The organism is Serratia sp. NA_13 (assembly GCF_052691735.1).
The window spans coordinates 20,592-36,968 of the sequence record NZ_JBQZFV010000014.1 but is presented as its reverse complement, the minus strand read 5'-3'; the positions used below and the strand labels follow the sequence as shown (position 1 = coordinate 36,968).

At 55.7% G+C, this 16,377-nt stretch carries 14 protein-coding genes; 4 read left to right on the top strand and 10 right to left on the bottom strand.

The features are described 5' to 3' along the window. Positions 1 to 55: 55 nt before the first annotated feature. Both glpK and ACUTSU_RS17750 read right to left on the bottom strand, forming a co-directional pair. The gene (glpK, locus tag ACUTSU_RS17755; RefSeq protein ID WP_445654476.1) at positions 56 to 1,564 is read right to left on the bottom strand and encodes a glycerol kinase GlpK; all 1,509 of its coding nucleotides are present in this window, start codon (positions 1,562 to 1,564) and stop codon (positions 56 to 58) included. Positions 1,565 to 1,607: 43 nt separating this feature from the next. Then, positions 1,608 to 2,453, bottom strand: a complete 846-nt coding sequence (locus ACUTSU_RS17750) for an MIP/aquaporin family protein (RefSeq protein WP_445654475.1) — start codon at positions 2,451 to 2,453, stop codon at positions 1,608 to 1,610. 537 nt (positions 2,454 to 2,990) lie between these two features. Between ACUTSU_RS17750 and zapB the strand changes: the two genes are divergently transcribed. Continuing rightward, entirely contained in the window at positions 2,991 to 3,230 is a 240-nt protein-coding gene (gene zapB, locus ACUTSU_RS17745; protein ID WP_012147470.1) for a septal ring assembly protein ZapB, read from the top strand. Between the two features lie 204 nt (positions 3,231 to 3,434). Here zapB and rraA read toward each other — a convergent pair whose 3' ends face one another. The 7 genes from rraA to priA form a co-directional block, all read right to left on the bottom strand. Continuing rightward, positions 3,435 to 3,920 (bottom strand): ribonuclease E activity regulator RraA, encoded by a 486-nt coding sequence (rraA, locus tag ACUTSU_RS17740; RefSeq protein ID WP_020837546.1) that lies wholly within the window; start codon positions 3,918 to 3,920, stop codon positions 3,435 to 3,437. A gap of 80 nt (positions 3,921 to 4,000) precedes the next feature. Beyond that, positions 4,001 to 4,918, bottom strand: coding sequence for a 1,4-dihydroxy-2-naphthoate polyprenyltransferase (locus ACUTSU_RS17735; RefSeq protein ID WP_445654474.1), 918 nt, complete (start codon positions 4,916 to 4,918; stop codon positions 4,001 to 4,003). 93 nt (positions 4,919 to 5,011) lie between these two features. Then, positions 5,012 to 6,346, bottom strand: a complete 1,335-nt coding sequence (gene hslU, locus ACUTSU_RS17730) for an HslU--HslV peptidase ATPase subunit (protein ID WP_445654473.1) — start codon at positions 6,344 to 6,346, stop codon at positions 5,012 to 5,014. Between the two features lie 12 nt (positions 6,347 to 6,358). After that, positions 6,359 to 6,889 carry an ATP-dependent protease subunit HslV gene (gene hslV / locus ACUTSU_RS17725; RefSeq protein WP_445654472.1) on the bottom strand — a complete coding sequence of 177 codons (531 nt, stop codon included), beginning with the start codon at positions 6,887 to 6,889 and terminating at the stop codon, positions 6,359 to 6,361. 102 nt (positions 6,890 to 6,991) lie between these two features. Next, entirely contained in the window at positions 6,992 to 7,903 is a 912-nt protein-coding gene (gene ftsN / locus ACUTSU_RS17720) for a cell division protein FtsN (RefSeq protein WP_445654471.1), read from the bottom strand. 65 nt (positions 7,904 to 7,968) lie between these two features. After that, a complete protein-coding gene (gene cytR / locus ACUTSU_RS17715) occupies positions 7,969 to 8,997 on the bottom strand; it encodes a DNA-binding transcriptional regulator CytR (protein WP_012147464.1) in 1,029 nt (342 codons plus the stop codon). A 290-nt stretch (positions 8,998 to 9,287) separates the two neighbouring features. Then, entirely contained in the window at positions 9,288 to 11,483 is a 2,196-nt protein-coding gene (priA, locus tag ACUTSU_RS17710) for a primosomal protein N' (RefSeq protein ID WP_445654470.1), read from the bottom strand. Positions 11,484 to 11,682: 199 nt separating this feature from the next. Here priA and rpmE point away from each other — a divergent pair, with 199 nt between their 5' ends. After that, positions 11,683 to 11,898: a 50S ribosomal protein L31 gene (rpmE, locus tag ACUTSU_RS17705; protein ID WP_004953176.1), complete on the top strand. Its 216-nt coding sequence runs from the start codon at positions 11,683 to 11,685 to the stop codon at positions 11,896 to 11,898. A gap of 78 nt (positions 11,899 to 11,976) precedes the next feature. Here rpmE and metJ read toward each other — a convergent pair whose 3' ends face one another. After that, positions 11,977 to 12,294 carry a met regulon transcriptional regulator MetJ gene (gene metJ / locus ACUTSU_RS17700; RefSeq protein ID WP_006317756.1) on the bottom strand — a complete coding sequence of 106 codons (318 nt, stop codon included), beginning with the start codon at positions 12,292 to 12,294 and terminating at the stop codon, positions 11,977 to 11,979. Positions 12,295 to 12,611: 317 nt separating this feature from the next. On the opposite strand from metJ, the gene metB reads away from it, so the two are divergent. Next, entirely contained in the window at positions 12,612 to 13,772 is a 1,161-nt protein-coding gene (gene metB, locus ACUTSU_RS17695) for a cystathionine gamma-synthase (RefSeq protein WP_445654469.1), read from the top strand. Positions 13,773 to 13,774: 2 nt separating this feature from the next. After that, positions 13,775 to 16,210, top strand: a complete 2,436-nt coding sequence (locus ACUTSU_RS17690; RefSeq protein WP_445654468.1) for a bifunctional aspartate kinase/homoserine dehydrogenase II — start codon at positions 13,775 to 13,777, stop codon at positions 16,208 to 16,210. Positions 16,211 to 16,377: the final 167 nt, after the last annotated feature.

The window sequence follows — 16,377 nt, the reverse complement described above, 5'->3', positions numbered from 1 at the left end:
AAAAAACGCGCCGCCCGGAGGCAGCGCGTGATGGGGTTAACCTAACCAAACAGCGTTAGTCGTGCTCTTCCCATGCTTGTGCGCGGGCAACCGCTTTTTTCCAGCCGTTGTAACGGAAGTTACGTTCGGTGGTTTCAATGCTTGGACGGAACTCACGCTCGATGATCGCCTTGCTCTTCACTTCATCCAGATCATTCCAGTAGCCGATAGCCAGGCCTGCGAGGAATGCCGCACCCAGCGCAGTCGACTCACGGACTTCAGGACGCTCTACACGGGTGCCGAGGATGTCAGACTGGAACTGCATCAGGAAGTTGTTGGCGACCGCACCACCGTCCACACGCAGCGATTGCAGGCGGGTGTTGGAGTCAGCCTGCATGGCATCCAGCACGTCGCGCGTCTGGTAGGCAATGGATTCCAGCGTGGCACGGATGATGTGGTTGCTGTTCGCGCCACGGGTCAAACCGAAGATCGCGCCACGGGCATACGGGTCCCAGTAAGGCGCGCCCAGACCGGTGAAGGCAGGCACCACATACACGCCGTTGCTGTCTTTCACCTTGGTGGCGAAGTATTCGGAGTCAGCCGCATCGCTAATCAGTTTCAGCTCATCGCGCAGCCACTGAATAGAAGCGCCACCGATGAAGACTGCGCCTTCCAGCGCGTAGTTCACTTCGCCGCGCGGGCCGCAGGCGATAGTGGTCAGCAGGCCATGGCTGGAACGTACTGCTTCTTTGCCTGTGTTCATCAGCAGGAAGCAGCCGGTGCCGTAGGTGTTTTTCGCCATGCCCGGTTGAACGCACAGTTGGCCGTACAGCGCCGCCTGCTGGTCACCGGCGATACCGGCGATAGGAATACGCGTACCGCCTTTACCCCCGATGTTGGTCTGGCCGTACACTTCAGAGGATGGACGGACTTTCGGCAGCATGGCGCGCGGGATATCCAGCGCTTCCAGCATGCGCTCATCCCAGTCCAGCTCATGGATATTGAACATCATGGTACGTGAGGCATTGGTATAATCGGTCACATGCACCCGCCCCTGGGTCATTTTCCACACCAGCCAGGTGTCGACGGTACCGAACAGCAGCTCGCCACGCTTGGCGCGTTCACGGGCGCCTTCAACGTTATCGAGGATCCATTTTACCTTGGTGCCGGAGAAGTACGGGTCAACCACCAGGCCGGTGTTGTGACGGATGTACTCTTCCATGCCATCGCGTTTGAGTTTTTCACAGATATCGGCGGTACGGCGGCATTGCCAGACGATAGCGTTATAGATCGGTTTGCCGGTTTCTTTTTCCCAGACGATAGTGGTTTCACGCTGGTTGGTGATGCCGATACCGGCGATTTGATCGGAATTGATGTCGGCTTTTGCCAGCACTTCCACCAGTGTGGAACTCTGTGATGACCAGATCTCCATTGGATCATGCTCAACCCAGCCGGCTTTCGGGTAAATCTGCGTGAATTCACGCTGCGACACCGCAACAATATTGGCATCGTGGTCCAGCACTACGGCACGTGAACTGGTAGTTCCCTGGTCGAGAGCGACAATGTATTTTTTTTCTACAGTCATGATTTTAGTCCTGCTGTTGTTAACCGTTTTAAAACTGTGCCAATCACGCTTTACGCGCACGAGCCTTGGCGGCGGGTTTTTCTTCTTCTACGCAAACGTCACACGGCAGATTGCGGCCAATGAGCATGCGGTAGCCGAAGGCACCCAGGCAGGCACCAATGATTGGGCCAAAGATTGGCACCAGGAAGTACGGAATATCACGCGCACCGGTGAAGGCCACTTTGCCCCAGCCGGCCAGATAAGCGAACATTTTCGGACCGAAGTCACGGGCCGGGTTCAGCGCAAAGCCGGTCAATGGTCCCATAGAGGCTCCGATCACGGCAATCAGAATACCGATTAACAGCGGTGCCAGCGGGCCACGTGGAATGCCGTTGCCGTCGTCGGTCAGCGCCAGGATCAGGCACATCAGGATCGCGGTAATTACCGTTTCAACCAGGAAAGCCTGGCCCACGGAGATGTGTGCATTAGGATAGGTGGAGAAGATGCCGGCCAAGGCCAGGCTTTCGTCACTGCCACGCACCATATGGTTGGCCGCTTCAAAATCGAAGAACAGGTTGTAATACAACCCGTAGACCAGCGCTGCGGCGCAGAAGGCTCCGGCGATCTGCGCGAGGATGTAAGGCAGTACTTTGCGTCCGTCAAAGCAGGCGAACAGCCATAGTGCAATGGTGACTGCCGGGTTGAGATGCGCACCAGAGATGGCAGCGGTCAGATAGATGGCCATGGCAACGCCCAGGCCCCAAATGATACTGATTTCCCACTGGCCGAAGCTGGCGCCAGCCAGTTTCAACGCGGCAACGCAGCCTACGCCAAAAAATATCAACAGGCCGGTGCCGAGAAACTCGGCGATACATTGGCCTTTTAGGGTCGGACTGGTGGTTTGGCTCATAATGTTGTTGTCCTGCAAAACGGCGGTTATGGGTTTATAGGCTCTGGGTTTGTATCAATCTGGCCTATGGGTACAGTTTTTTCATCTCGTCCAATTATTAATTGAGGACGTGATGTAAATTTATCGTTAACGAACATAAACGAGAAATAGCGAAATCAAAATGTGTGTGCTTCGTCATAAAATTGAGCGAATTCGCGTCGTTCTGTGTTCTTTCTGCTCCATAAACTGTGATCTGACCAGTGATTTTGCCACCGTTCGTTAACAAACCCATTTATGCTCGCTGGGTATTTTCAGTTTTTGCTGATGGTCGCGGCAGGAAAATTGCAACAGACTGCGCGTTGAGCCGGATGTTGCTAGACAGTCGGGGACAGGCTACTTACAATCGTTTTTATCGAAAGAAGCGTTTTATCGAGACAGGCGCGTTATTTTCAATAAAAGCGTGTGTCACTTGGCGCGATGCATATTCGCAGCAGTTGCAACCAAAGTTGCGGCCGTTACCTATAGATGTACGCCTTGCTATCATGAGGGGACTGAAGAATGTCATTTGAAGTATTTGAGAAATTGGAGTCAAAAGTTCAGCAGGCGATCGATACCATCACCCTGTTGCAGATGGAAATTGAAGAGCTGAAAGACAAAAACAACACTCTTTCACAGGAAGTTCAGGCTGCCTCTGGCAACCACGAATCCTTGGTTCGCGAGAATCAGCAACTGAAAGAAGAGCAGCACGTATGGCAAGACCGTCTGCGTGCGCTGTTGGGCAAAATGGAAGAAGTCTGATTCCGGATTGAACGATCGAAAAGGGCGCCTTGGGCGCCCTTAGTCTGATGACAAACACCCGAGAAACGTGGTTTTCGGACGTTTGGGGTAAATCAGAAGACATAATCCTTTGTTTTTATTAGTCACCAGATCAGAACTTTGAACTGCAAAGGACTTTGTCAGCAATCTGAGGGCGCTTTGAGCGCCCTTTTTCATATCTGAAAATCACTCGATATCGAGTGGATCCTCGGACAGGATAATACCGGTATTGTCAGCATACAGATGATCGCCGGAGAAGAACGTCACACCGCCGAAGTTAACGCGGATGTCGCTTTCGCCAATGCTTTCACTGGCGGCGCCGACCGGAATCGCCGCCATAGCCTGAATACCGATGTCCAGTTCTTCCAGATCGTCGACCTGGCGAACCGCGCCGTAAACCACGATGCCTTCCCACTCGTTCTGAGTGGCCAGACGTGCCAGTTCTGCGTTGATCAGGGCACGACGTACCGAGCCGCCACCGTCAATCACCAGGACGCGACCACGTCCGTTTTCTTCAAGCAGCTCGAATAACAGACCGTTATCCTCAAAGCATTTCACCGTAGTGATTTGCCCGCCAAATGAAGTACGCCCGCCAAAATTGGAGAATAGAGGCTCAACTACGTTCACCTCTTCGTGATAGATGTCGCACAGTTCGGAAGTATCGTATTTCATAGGATTTTACGTCTGTTTGCCGCTGGAATAACCAGTATATCCCTTTATTCGCCCTGTTGGCAAAATCATCAGTTCGATGGCTAACTGAGCACCACGCCGATAGCGAACAATATATTGGCCAGTAACGCCGCCTTGACCATATGCTCAAGCATCGGTCGCATGCCGGCGGAGGTAGGGTCACGCAACACCCGCAAGCCATGGCGTACCAGCAGCGGGATAGCCAATACAAACAGCCAGCCCCACAGGCTATGCAGATTGAGCAGAGTGAACAGCGTAAAGCACGTCACTGCGCCAATCAGCAGCAACAGGTGGTAATAACGCGCCTTCTGCGGCCCGAGCCGGACTGCCAGGGTATTCTTGCCGTTGGCGCGATCGCTTTCGATATCGCGCAGATTATTGATATTGAGCACGGCCGCTGCCAGCAGGCCACAGGCGGTGGCCGGTAGCATCACTATGCTGTCAAAGGTGTGGGTTTGCAGGTAAAAGGTGCCCGCCACGCTCAGCCAGCCGAAGAACACCAGCACCGAGATATCGCCCAGCCCCAGATAGCCATAAGGTTTGTTGCCGACGGTATAGGTAATGGCGGCAACAATAGAAAGCCCACCCAAGACCAGGAAACCCACCACATCGCTGGGTTGTTCACAGGCCACGGCGATCAGCGAACTGCCGGCGATGGCGATCAGTACCACCGTCACCACCAACGCCCGTTTCATCTGTGCCTGGGTGATCATGCCTTTTTGCATGCCACGTAGCGGCCCGATACGGTCTTCTTTGTCGCTGCCTTTTATCGCATCGCCATAGTCGTTCGCCAGGTTGGAGAGAATTTGCAACAGGCCGGCCGTCAGCAGTGCCAACAGTGCCACGCCGGGTTTCAGACTTCCTTGCCAGGCGGCAATGGCAGAGCCGATGACGATCGAGGCAAAGGCCAGCGGCAGGGTACGCGGTCGTAAACTTTCAAGCCAGGCTCTGGCCGGGGAGATGCTAGTTGATGAGCTCATTTTTCGCTTCAGAGTTAGTGGCTGTGTCCGTTAGAAATAATTGTGGGAGGCAAAATGCCTCCCACAGATGACTGACTGGACATGATTGAGCGATTATAGGATAAAACGACTCAAATCTTCATCCGCTACCAGTTCATCCAGATGATTACCTACGTAATCCGCATCAATTGTAATGGATTGACCGTTAATTTCACTCGCATCATAGGAAATATCTTCCATCAGACGCTCAAGCACGGTGTGTAAACGACGTGCGCCGATGTTTTCGGTGCTTTCGTTAACCTGCCATGCGGCTTCGGCGATGCGACGGATGCCTTCGGTGGTGAACTCGATATTGACGCCTTCAGTGCCCATCAGCGCTTTATACTGCTCGGTCAGCGAAGCACTTGGCTCGGTCAGAATACGTTCGAAGTCTTCGGTGGTCAGCGCCTGCAACTCAACGCGGATCGGCAGACGGCCCTGCAGTTCCGGGATCAGGTCTGACGGGCTGGCGGTCTGGAATGCGCCGGAAGCGATAAACAGAATGTGATCGGTTTTCACCATCCCGTGCTTGGTGGAAACGGTACAGCCTTCCACCAGCGGCAGCAGGTCACGCTGTACACCTTCGCGAGACACGTCCGGGCCGGAGCTTTGGCCGCCGCGTTTACAGATTTTGTCGATCTCGTCGATAAACACGATGCCGTGCTGCTCAACCGCTTCGATCGCTTGTTCTTTCAGCTCTTCCGGGTTCACCAGCTTGGCGGCTTCTTCTTCCACCAGCAGTTTGAAGGCTTCTTTGATCTTCAGCTTGCGTGGTTTCTGCTTTTGGCCGCCGAGGTTCTGGAACATTGACTGCAACTGGTTGGTCATTTCTTCCATGCCAGGAGGAGCCATGATTTCTACGCCCATCGGTGCGGCAGCCAGATCTATCTCAATTTCCTTGTCGTCCAACTGGCCTTCACGCAGTTTCTTGCGGAATGCCTGGCGAGCTGCGGACGGCTCCTGATGCTCTTCCGCCTGGCCCCAGTTGTTCTTGGCCGGTGGGATCAACGCATCAAGGATGCGCTCTTCCGCAAGCTCTTCGGCGCGGGTACGGTTCTTGTCGATGGATTGCAGACGCACCATTTTGATCGCAGCATCGGTCAGATCGCGGATAATAGAATCCACTTCTTTTCCAACGTAGCCCACTTCGGTGAACTTGGTGGCTTCAACCTTGATGAACGGCGCGTTGGCCAGTTTCGCCAGACGGCGGGCGATTTCGGTTTTACCGACGCCGGTCGGGCCGATCATCAGAATGTTCTTGGGGGTGACTTCATGGCGCAGCATCTCGTTGAGCTGCATCCGGCGCCAGCGGTTACGCAGGGCGATGGCAACGGCACGTTTGGCTTTGTTCTGGCCAATGATGTAGCTGTCCAGTTCGCTGACGATCTCGCGCGGGGTCATTTCAGACATAGTATTCGATCCTTACACTTTGGAAGGCAATTCTTCAATGGTGTGGAAATGGTTGGTGTAAATACAGATATCACCGGCGATGTTGAGGGACTTATCAACAATTTCGCGGGCACTCAGCTCGGTATTTTCCAACATCGCGCGGGCGGCTGCCTGGGCGTACGGACCGCCGGAGCCAATCGCAATCAAATCATTTTCAGGCTGGATCACGTCACCGTTGCCGGTGATGATCAGCGAAGAGTTTTCATCCGCTACTGCCAGCAGCGCTTCGAGCTTGCGCAGCATGCGGTCGGTACGCCAGTCTTTCGCTAATTCAACGGCTGCTTTCACCAGGTGACCCTGGTGCATTTCCAGCTTGCGCTCGAACAGCTCAAACAGCGTGAAGGCATCCGCGGTGCCACCGGCAAAACCGGCAATCACTTTGTCGTTATACAGGCGACGCACTTTCTTGACGTTGCCCTTCATTACCGTATTGCCCAAGGTAGCCTGGCCATCGCCACCGATCACTACCTGGCCGTTACGGCGTACGCTTACAATTGTTGTCACGAGCAGACCCTCGTTGAAGACGGAAAGAAGACCTCGCAGTATCTGCTTGCGCAGACACTACGAGGCATATTGAGAGTATAGATGGGGGGGGATTGAAGCTTTTCAACCCCCAACGGAGAGGGGAATGCAGCTTGACATGCCTACGCCCTTCAGGCGCGACAGGGTTTTGTCCGCAGAAGCCCGGCTGTTGTATGGGCCGAGCACCACACGATTCCAGCCGCCGCCGGCGGTGATACGGCTTTCGATACCTTCAAACGCCAGGCGCGCACGCACGGATTCTGCCTGATCGGTTGCGCGGAACGAGCCACACTGCACCATCCACTTTTGCTTCGACTCTGGCTTGGTTTCCTGCTTGGCCGTTTCCTGTGCCACTTCCGGTTTGGTTTCCGGTTTCGGCTGCGGTTTCGGCTCTGGATGTTTAACCTGCACCGGCGGCTGCGTTACCGGCTGCGGCTTGGGTTGTGGCTTCGGCTGAGTCGGCTGCTGTACCGGTGCTGTCGTCACGCCGTTGTTAAACGGGTTACGCGGTTGAGTCACTGGTGGTTGTTGCACCTGCTGCTGACGGCTACGTGCAGCGGCTTGTGAAGGGTCGTTATACGGCACTTCATTGAGCTGTGTCGGGCGTTGTTGCATATCCGCCTGCATTTGATCCAGCAGTTGGCGCTGTTCCGCAGTCAGCTGAGTCTTGGAGTTGGCTTCACCGCCTGCCGTAGGCTCGGTTGGGGTTTGCACGCCAATCTGACGATTCTCCAGCTCTTTGATGTAGCGCCAGCGTTCTTCCGGTTTCGGCGGCAAGCCGTTACCTGGACGAGTGCTGTGCACAGGCAGCAGCGGCGCGTCATCCGGCTTGTTGTGCGTAATGAAATAGAGGCCACCGATAAAGACAACCAGAAGTGCGACGGCCAACGCCAACACGGTTTTGGAAACCTTCGGAGAACTGCGTTTTTTACGGCTGGGGGTTTTACGCTTAGCTCCTGCTGCGCGCCCACGGCTTACATAGTCTTTTTGTGCCACTATTATTCCGCTGTGTCCTGATGAGGGGATAAGTCCGTCATGTTACTGAACCCTAAAATATTTGACTAGCGTTTCGGGGCAGCGGTGCTGCCTCTGATAATCAATTCACTGTCCAATAGCCGGGAGCCGCTTGCCACGGTCTGCCCGTGTAGCTGCTCCAACAGCAATAACATTGCCTGCTGGCCAATCTGGTAGCGCGGTTGAGCCACGGTGGTTAACGGTGGATCGCAATACTGCGCCAGTTTGATGTCGTCAAAGCCGATGATAGAAAGGTCCTGAGGTACCCGCAGCCCCATCTTTTTCGCCTGTGACAGTACACCGATTGCCATTACATCACTGTGGCAGAACACTGCCGTCGGCGGTTTTGGCTGTGCCATCAACGTTGCCAGCGCCTGAGCGCCAGCTTCGTAGGTGAAATCACCCCGGGTAATATAGCTGCTTTCGACGGTAATGCCATTACGGCGTAGCGCCTGAATGTAACCTTGCAGGCGATAATGGCTAAGCGGCATCTGCTCCGGCCCGGCGACACAGGCGATTTGCTGGTGGCCGAGCTGATGTAAATAATGTACGGCTTCGAAGGCGGCGGTCAGGTTATCGATGTGCACTGTCGGCAGTTCCAGCTCCGGAGCAAACTCATTGGCCATCACCATCGGCGGCAGGTTGCGCTGCTCTTCCTTGCTGGCATCGAACGGCAGATTGGAGCCGAGCAGCAGCATGCCATCGATTTGTTTGGTGATGATCAGATTGACGAAGGTGCGTTCCTGCTGGTTTTGCTGTGCGCAGTCGCCAATCAGCACCAGGTAGCCCTGTTGTGCGGCGGTTTGCTCGATCCCCTGGATCACATCGGCGAAAAATGGATCGCAAATGTCGGGGACGATCACCAGGATAGTCCGGGATTCGTTACGCTTGATATTGCGTGAGAGGGCATGAGGAGAATAGCCCACGGCCAGTACGGCCTGTTCCACTTTCTGACGCGTCGGCGTTGACACCTTCTCCGGGTTCATCAGCGCACGCGACACGGTTGCCGTTGAAACGCCCGCCATTTCGGCAACGTCTTTCATGGTTGCCATGGATAATTCTTTCTTGTGTTCCAACGCCTTTCTCCTTGCGTTAGCCCCATGCCAACGCGACGACTTCAGTTTGCTCACAAATTCTTACCGTGCGGTGGTGTTGTTATCATTTAGCGCCATCCGCACTCAAACATTCCGTCACTGTCCTGCAAGAGGTGACAAAATTGCCTTCGCAGTTATTCTAAACAGAATACGTCCTGCCTTTGTTACCTAATTTGCATAAAAAGTGTGACCTGGGAAGGTTTTTTAGCGTTCGCTCGCAATTTCAAGGGTAAACGTTTGCATTGGATGAACTAAATCGGACTTTTCTGGGTTCAGCTGTCTATCGGATCGATATCCAGCGTCCATTTTACCTTGCGTGCCTGTGGCAGGGTACTGACCAGCGGCAGGGAGCTCTTCATTAACTGTTGCAGTACCCGTCGGGAAGGGTGTTGCAGCAGAAGTTGCCAGCGGAAACGACCGCCGCGTTTTGACTGCAGTGCGGGGACCGGACCCATCACCCACAGCGAGTCGTCCTTCAGCGGGCTGGCTTCCAGTAGATTGCGCAGCTGCTGCAGGAACTGGGGGGCCTGCTGGTTATCGTGATCTTCCGAACGCACGATGATATGGCTGGTATAGGGCGGCAGGAACACGCTGTTGCGCTCCGCCAATGTCTGTTTGGCAAAGGCGTCGTAACCCTGTTGCAGCAGAATTTGCAGCAGCGGGTGTTCCGGGTGGTGTGTCTGCAACAAGACCTCTCCGGGCTTACCGGCACGGCCGGCGCGACCGGAGACCTGGGTATACAGCTGGGCAAAGCGTTCGGCGGAACGGAAGTCGGCCGAGAACAGAGCACCGTCGACATCCAGCAGTGCTACCAGCGTCACATCCGGGAAGTGGTGGCCCTTGGCCAGCATTTGGGTGCCGATCAAAATGCGTGAACCACCGCGGTGAATATCCGCCAGATGCTGTTCCAGCGAGCCTTTGCGGCTGGTGGTGTCGCGATCGATACGGGTGATCGGTGTTTCCGGGAACAGCGGCGCCAGTTCCTGTTCCAACTGTTCGGTACCGACGCCGACCGACACCAGATGAGTAGAGCCGCACTGTGGGCACTGGTGGGGTACCGGACGCTGGCTGTCGCAGTGGTGGCAGCGCAGTTGACGATGATTCTGGTGGAAGGTGTAGTAATGATCGCAACGCTGACACTCGGCGATCCAGCCGCACTCGTGGCACAACAGCGCCGGTGCGTAGCCGCGCCGGTTAAGAAACAGCATTACCTGATTGCCGGCCTTCAAATGGTGCTGCATGCTTTTCAGCAACGGCTGCGACAGGCCAACTTTCAGCGGCAGGCCTTTCAGATCGATCAGGTGCTGCGTTGCCGGTTTGGCGTTGCCTGCACGTTGGGTGAGTTTGAGCTGGCGATATTTACCCAGTTGCACATTGTGAAGTGTTTCCAGCGCCGGGGTGGCGGTGCCCATGACCATCGGGATGTTTTCCTCGCGGGCACGGAATACCGCCAGATCGCGGGCGTGGTAGCGCCAGCCTTCCTGCTGTTTATAAGAGCTGTCGTGTTCTTCGTCGATGATGATCACACCCAGGCGCGAAAACGGCGTAAACAGCGCCGAGCGGGTACCGATAACGATCGCCGCCTCGCCGCTGCGGGCGCGCAGCCAGACTGCCAGCCGTTCACTGTCGTTAAGGCCGGAGTGCAGCACTTCCACCGGGGCGTTGAAACGTTCGCGAAAACGGGCAATGGTCTGCGGTGTCAGGCCGATTTCCGGCACCAGTACCAATGCCTGTTTGCCCTTCGCTAAAATGTTTTCCAGTACGCTGAGATAAACCTCGGTCTTGCCGGAACCCGTGACCCCGGCTAGCAGCCAGGTGGCGAACTGCTCGTCTTCGCTGCGAATGGCACCCACGGCGGTCGCCTGTTCGGTATTCAGCCGCAGCCGTTCACCCAACACTTCAAAGCTGGGCCGCCAGTCCTGCGTCGCCATCGTCTGTGCCCGTAAATCGACCAGCCCCTTGGCACGCAATGCCTGCAAGGCGCTCTCGGTTAACTCCAGTTCACTGACCTGATGGCGATAGACCGGACGTTGCAGCAACGCGGCCAGGGCTTGTTGCTGCTTGGGGGCGCGTTTCAGGCTTTCCGGCAGCGTGGCGCGGCCTTGTTCGGTAGCGAACCACTGCCATAGTGGCGTCGTTTCAGCCGGTTTCCCCTGGCGCAGCAGGATAGGCAATGCGTGGAACAGCACCTCACCGATTGGGTAATGGTAATAGTCGCTGGCCCAACGCAGAATGCGCCACAGGCTGGGGGAGAACAGTGAGGCGTTGTCGAGAACGCTGTCGATGGGTTTGAGCTTGTCCAGTGGCAATTCGCTGGTTTCGCTGCAGCCGGTGACGATGCCGATCGCTCGTTGCTTGCCCCAGGGCACACCTACGCGCGCGCCGACCGCCGGCTGCAGGTCTTGCGGCAGCAGATAGTCGAAGGTGCGGGCGAGGGGGACCGGCAAAGCAACGTGAACAACAGGCATGAGGCCATCCAGAGTGAAAAAAATAGTCCATCAGTTTACACTGCGCATCGGCAAATGTACGGTTCCGATTGCACGGCATTTTTAATTTCTGTATAATTTGCCGCCTTTGGTATAATTCGATACCAAATTCTTTATCAACCACGTGTGGTGTCTGGCGAAACAGGGCTGGATAGCGACACGGCCTTAACTGAGGTTTCCCATGAAACAAGGTATCCACCCAAAATACGAAGAAGTTACTGCTAACTGCTCTTGCGGTAACGTGATCAAAATCCGCTCTACCGTGGGTCACGATCTGAACCTGGACGTTTGTGGTCAATGCCACCCGTTCTACACTGGCAAGCAGCGTGACGTTGCTACCGGTGGCCGCGTTGACCGCTTCAACAAGCGTTTCAGCGTACCAGGCGCTAAGAAATAAGATTTCTTACCGTCAGATGAAAAAGGCGCCTTCGGCGCCTTTTTTCGTTTCTGCCGCCTGCTTTCGCAAGCCGACGAGTCAGTATTCCCAGGTATCGGGATCCACACCCAATTCACGCATCAGCACTTTTGCGGCTTCCGGGATTTCATCGCTGCGTTCTTTGCGCAGGTCTTCATCGTTCGGCAGCGGCTGGCCGGTAAAAGCATGCAGGAATGCTTCGCACAGCAATTCGCTGTTGGTGGCGTGGCGCAGGTTATTCACCTGGCGACGAGTCCGTTCATCGGTGAGGATTTTCAGGACCTTCAGCGGAATGGATACCGTGATTTTTTTTACTTGCTCGCTTTTTTTACCGTGTTCAGCGTAAGGGCTGACATACTCGCCGTTCCACTCAGCCATGGGACACCTTAAAATTGTCAGAAAAATTACAAAATTCTAAAAACCGGCCAATTATGCCCGATCTTCACTGTTCTCACTAAATAAATGTCAATTTTACGCGACCAGGGTCACTGTTTTCTCAGGATCAATAGGTGTCGCCTATGCATTTCGCGTTAACATCGTATCGTCATATCAAACCGGCATAATTTTAGCGAGTATTACCGCTTTGCTCAATCTATACGCAAAGAAGTTTAGATGTCCAGATGTATTGACGTCTATCACCGCTGCGATTAATCTTTAGGTCTCATTCATCCCAATCCCGAGAGCCGAGAGACCCTATGACGCGTAAACCTGCCACGATTGCCGTACGTAGCGGCCTGAACGATGACGAACAGTATGGCTGCGTTGTCCCGCCGATCCACCTTTCCAGCACCTATAATTTTACCGACTTTAACCAGCCTCGTGCTCATGACTATTCGCGTCGCGGTAACCCGACGCGTGACGTGGTCCAGCGCGCGCTGGCAGAACTGGAAGGCGGCGCCGGTGCGGTTATGACCAGCAGCGGGATGTCGGCAATCCACCTGGTGACCACAGTATTCTTGCAACCCGGCGATCTGTTGGTGGCACCGCATGATTGCTACGGCGGCAGCTACCGTTTGTTCGATAGCCTGAGCAAGCGTGGCGCTTACCGCGTGTTGTTTGTCGATCAGGGGAATGAAGAAGCGTTAGCGCAGGCGTTGGCGCAAAAGCCCAAGCTGGTGCTGATTGAAAGCCCCAGCAATCCGCTGCTGCGTGTGGTGGACATTGCGGCGATTTGCGATGCGGCACACGCGGCAGGCGCGCTGACGGTGGTGGACAACACCTTCCTCAGCCCGGCCCTACAGCAGCCGATTGGGCTGGGTGCCGATTTGGTGGTGCATTCTTGTACCAAATACCTCAATGGTCATTCCGACGTGGTGGCCGGCGCGGTTATTGCCAAAGATAAAGATCTGGCGGTGGAATTGGCGTGGTGGGCCAATAATATCGGCGTAACCGGTGGCGCGTTCGACAGCTATTTACTGCTGCGCGGCATGCGCACGCTGTCGCCGCGTATCAAGGCGGCGCAACAAAACGCCGATGCGATTGTCAGTTATTTACAGCAGCAACCCTTGGTGAAAAAGCTGTATCATCCTTCTCTGCCTCAGAACCCTGGGCACGAGATTGCACGTCGTCAGCAACGCGGCTTTGGCGCGATGCTCAGCTTTGAACTGGACGGTGATGAAGCGCTACTGCGTCGTTTTCTGTCTGCTCTTGAGCTCTTTACTCTGGCAGAATCCTTAGGGGGCGTAGAAAGCTTGATCTCGCATGCAGCGACCATGACCCACGCAGGTATGGCGGCAGAAGCCCGTGCGGCGGCCGGTATTTCCGAGAGCCTGCTGCGTATCTCCGTGGGTATTGAAGACAGTGAAGATTTGATGGCCGATCTGGAACGAGCCTTCCAGGCGGCGGCAACGAGGTAAGCATGAATGCAATTGCGGTAGCAGGGCCGGTGAACGGGCGTCAACTACACAAGTTTGGCGGCAGCAGCCTGGCGGACGTGAAGTGTTATCTGCGGGTGGCCGGGATCATGGCCGAATACAGCCAACCGGGTGACATGATGGTGGTATCGGCTGCCGGCAGCACCACCAACCAACTGATTAGCTGGCTGAAGCTCAGTCAAAGCGATCGTCTTTCTGCACATCAGGTTCAGCAGACGCTGCGTCGCTATCATAGCGAATTGATTGGCGGTCTGCTCCCACCGGAAACGGCCGAGCCGTTGATCGCCGAGTTTGTTCAGGATCTGGAGCGTCTGGCGGTGTTGCTGGACGAAAAGCTCGACGACGCCGTATACGCCGAGGTCGTTGGCCACGGTGAGATTTGGTCGGCGCGGCTGATGGCGGCGGTACTGAACAAGTTGGATATGCAGGCCGCCTGGCTGGATGCGCGTGACTTCCTGCGCGCGGAGCGTGCCGCTCAACCCCAAGTTAACGAAGGCCGCTCTTATCCATTGCTGCAACAGTTGCTGGCTCAGCATCCGGGCAAACGCCTGGTGGTAACCGGCTTTATTTCACGCAACGACGCTGGTGAAACCGTGTTGTTGGGGCGTAACGGCAGTGACTATTCCGCTACCCAGGTCGGCGCACTGGCCGGTGCGGAGCGCGTGACCATTTGGAGCGACGTGGCCGGGGTGTACAGCGCCGATCCGCGCAAGGTAAAAGATGCCTGCCTGCTGCCACTGTTGCGTCTGGATGAAGCCAGTGAACTGGCTCGCCTGGCGGCACCGGTGCTGCATACTCGCACCCTGCAGCCGGTGTCCGGCAGTGATATCGATCTGCAACTGCGCTGTAGCTATCAGCCGGAACAAGGCTCAACGCGTATCGAACGCGTGCTGGCTTCCGGTACCGGCGCGAAGATTGTCACCAGCCATGACGACGTCTGTTTGATTGAGCTGAACGTTGCCAGCCAGCATGACTTCAAACTGGCGCAGAAAGAGCTGGATTTGGTACTTAAGCGCGCGCAAATCAAACCGCTGGCGATAGGCATTCATCCTGACCGTAATCTGGTTCAACTGTGCTACACCTCGGAAGTGGTGAACAGCGTGCTGCGAACCTTGCAGGATGCGGCATTACCGGGTGAACTGCGGCTGCGCGAAGGCCTGGCGCTGGTGGCGCTGGTGGGCGCGGGCGTTTGCAAGAACCCTCTGCATAGCCACCGTTTCTATCAACAGTTGAAAGACCAGCCGGTAGAATTTGTCTGGCAGGCCGAAGACGGCATCAGTCTGGTCGCGGTACTGCGTCAGGGGCCGACTGCGTTGCTGATCCAGGGTCTGCACCAGACCCTGTTCCGTGCCGAAAAAAGCATTGGCCTGGTGCTGTTCGGTAAAGGCAACATCGGTGCACGTTGGCTGGAGCTGTTTGCCCGCGAGCAGAAAAATATTTCCGCCCGCAGCGGCTTTGAGTTCAGCCTGGCGGGCGTGGTAGACAGCCGTCGCAGCCTGCTCAATTACGATGGGCTGGATGCCAGTCGCGCCCTGGCGTTCTTTGAGGACGAAGCACAGGAGCTGGACGAAGAGTCCTTGTTCCTGTGGATGCGTGCGCATCCGTTCGACGATCTGGTGGTGCTAGACGTGACCGCCAGTGAGGAACTGGCCGAACAGTATCTGGATTTCGCCAGCTATGGCTTCCATGTGATCAGCGCCAACAAGCTGGCGGGCGCATCTTGCAGCGATAATTATCGCCAAATCCGTGATGCCTTCGCCAAAACCGGCCGTCACTGGCTGTATAACGCGACCGTCGGTGCCGGTCTGCCGGTCAACCATACGGTGCGCGATCTGCGTGACAGTGGCGACAGCATTCTGGCGATCAGCGGTATCTTTTCCGGTACGCTTTCCTGGCTGTTCCTGCAGTTTGACGGCACGGTGCCGTTCACCGAGCTGGTAGATCAGGCCTGGCAGCAGGGGCTGACAGAACCGGATCCGCGGGTCGATCTCTCCGGCCAGGATGTGATGCGCAAGCTGGTGATCCTGGCGCGCGAAGCGGGCTACGATATTGAACCGAATCAGGTGCGAGTCGAATCGCTGGTGCCTGTGGGGGCCGAGCAGGGCTCCGTCGATCAGTTCTTCGAAAACGGCGATGCGTTGAACCAGCAGATGCTGCAACGTTTTGAGGCTGCCAGTGAAATGGGGTTGGTGTTGCGCCACGTGGCGCGTTTCGATGCCAACGGTAAGGCACGTGTCGGCGTTGAAGCGGTACGGCCTGAACATCCGCTTGCATCATTGCTGCCGTGCGATAACGTGTTCGCTATCGAAAGCCGCTGGTACCGCGACAACCCACTGGTGATCCGCGGGCCGGGTGCCGGGCGCGACGTCACTGCCGGTGCGATCCAGTCCGACCTTAACCGTCTGGCGCAACTGCTTTAATTGTCTTGTGGGCGCGCATCCGTCGCGCCCTTCGTTTTTCCTGCCATAATTCTTCTTAATCTGAACGTGAAGTTCTTTCTCTTAACGGGTGAGGATTAATCATCTTATTCCCCTCAGTTTCCTGTTGACTCTTTAGTCAACATACGGCATTTTCTATCTAGACGTCT

Coding starts and splice junctions, on each gene's coding strand:
- glpK (WP_445654476.1), bottom strand. CDS start 1,564: ATGACTGTAGAAAAAAAATACATTGTCGCTCTCGACCAGGGAACTACC.
- ACUTSU_RS17750 (WP_445654475.1), bottom strand. CDS start 2,453: ATGAGCCAAACCACCAGTCCGACCCTAAAAGGCCAATGTATCGCCGAG.
- zapB (WP_012147470.1), top strand. CDS start 2,991: ATGTCATTTGAAGTATTTGAGAAATTGGAGTCAAAAGTTCAGCAGGCG.
- rraA (WP_020837546.1), bottom strand. CDS start 3,920: ATGAAATACGATACTTCCGAACTGTGCGACATCTATCACGAAGAGGTG.
- ACUTSU_RS17735 (WP_445654474.1), bottom strand. CDS start 4,918: ATGAGCTCATCAACTAGCATCTCCCCGGCCAGAGCCTGGCTTGAAAGT.
- hslU (WP_445654473.1), bottom strand. CDS start 6,346: ATGTCTGAAATGACCCCGCGCGAGATCGTCAGCGAACTGGACAGCTAC.
- priA (WP_445654470.1), bottom strand. CDS start 11,483: ATGCCTGTTGTTCACGTTGCTTTGCCGGTCCCCCTCGCCCGCACCTTC.
- rpmE (WP_004953176.1), top strand. CDS start 11,683: ATGAAACAAGGTATCCACCCAAAATACGAAGAAGTTACTGCTAACTGC.
- metJ (WP_006317756.1), bottom strand. CDS start 12,294: ATGGCTGAGTGGAACGGCGAGTATGTCAGCCCTTACGCTGAACACGGT.
- metB (WP_445654469.1), top strand. CDS start 12,612: ATGACGCGTAAACCTGCCACGATTGCCGTACGTAGCGGCCTGAACGAT.
- ACUTSU_RS17690 (WP_445654468.1), top strand. CDS start 13,775: ATGAATGCAATTGCGGTAGCAGGGCCGGTGAACGGGCGTCAACTACAC.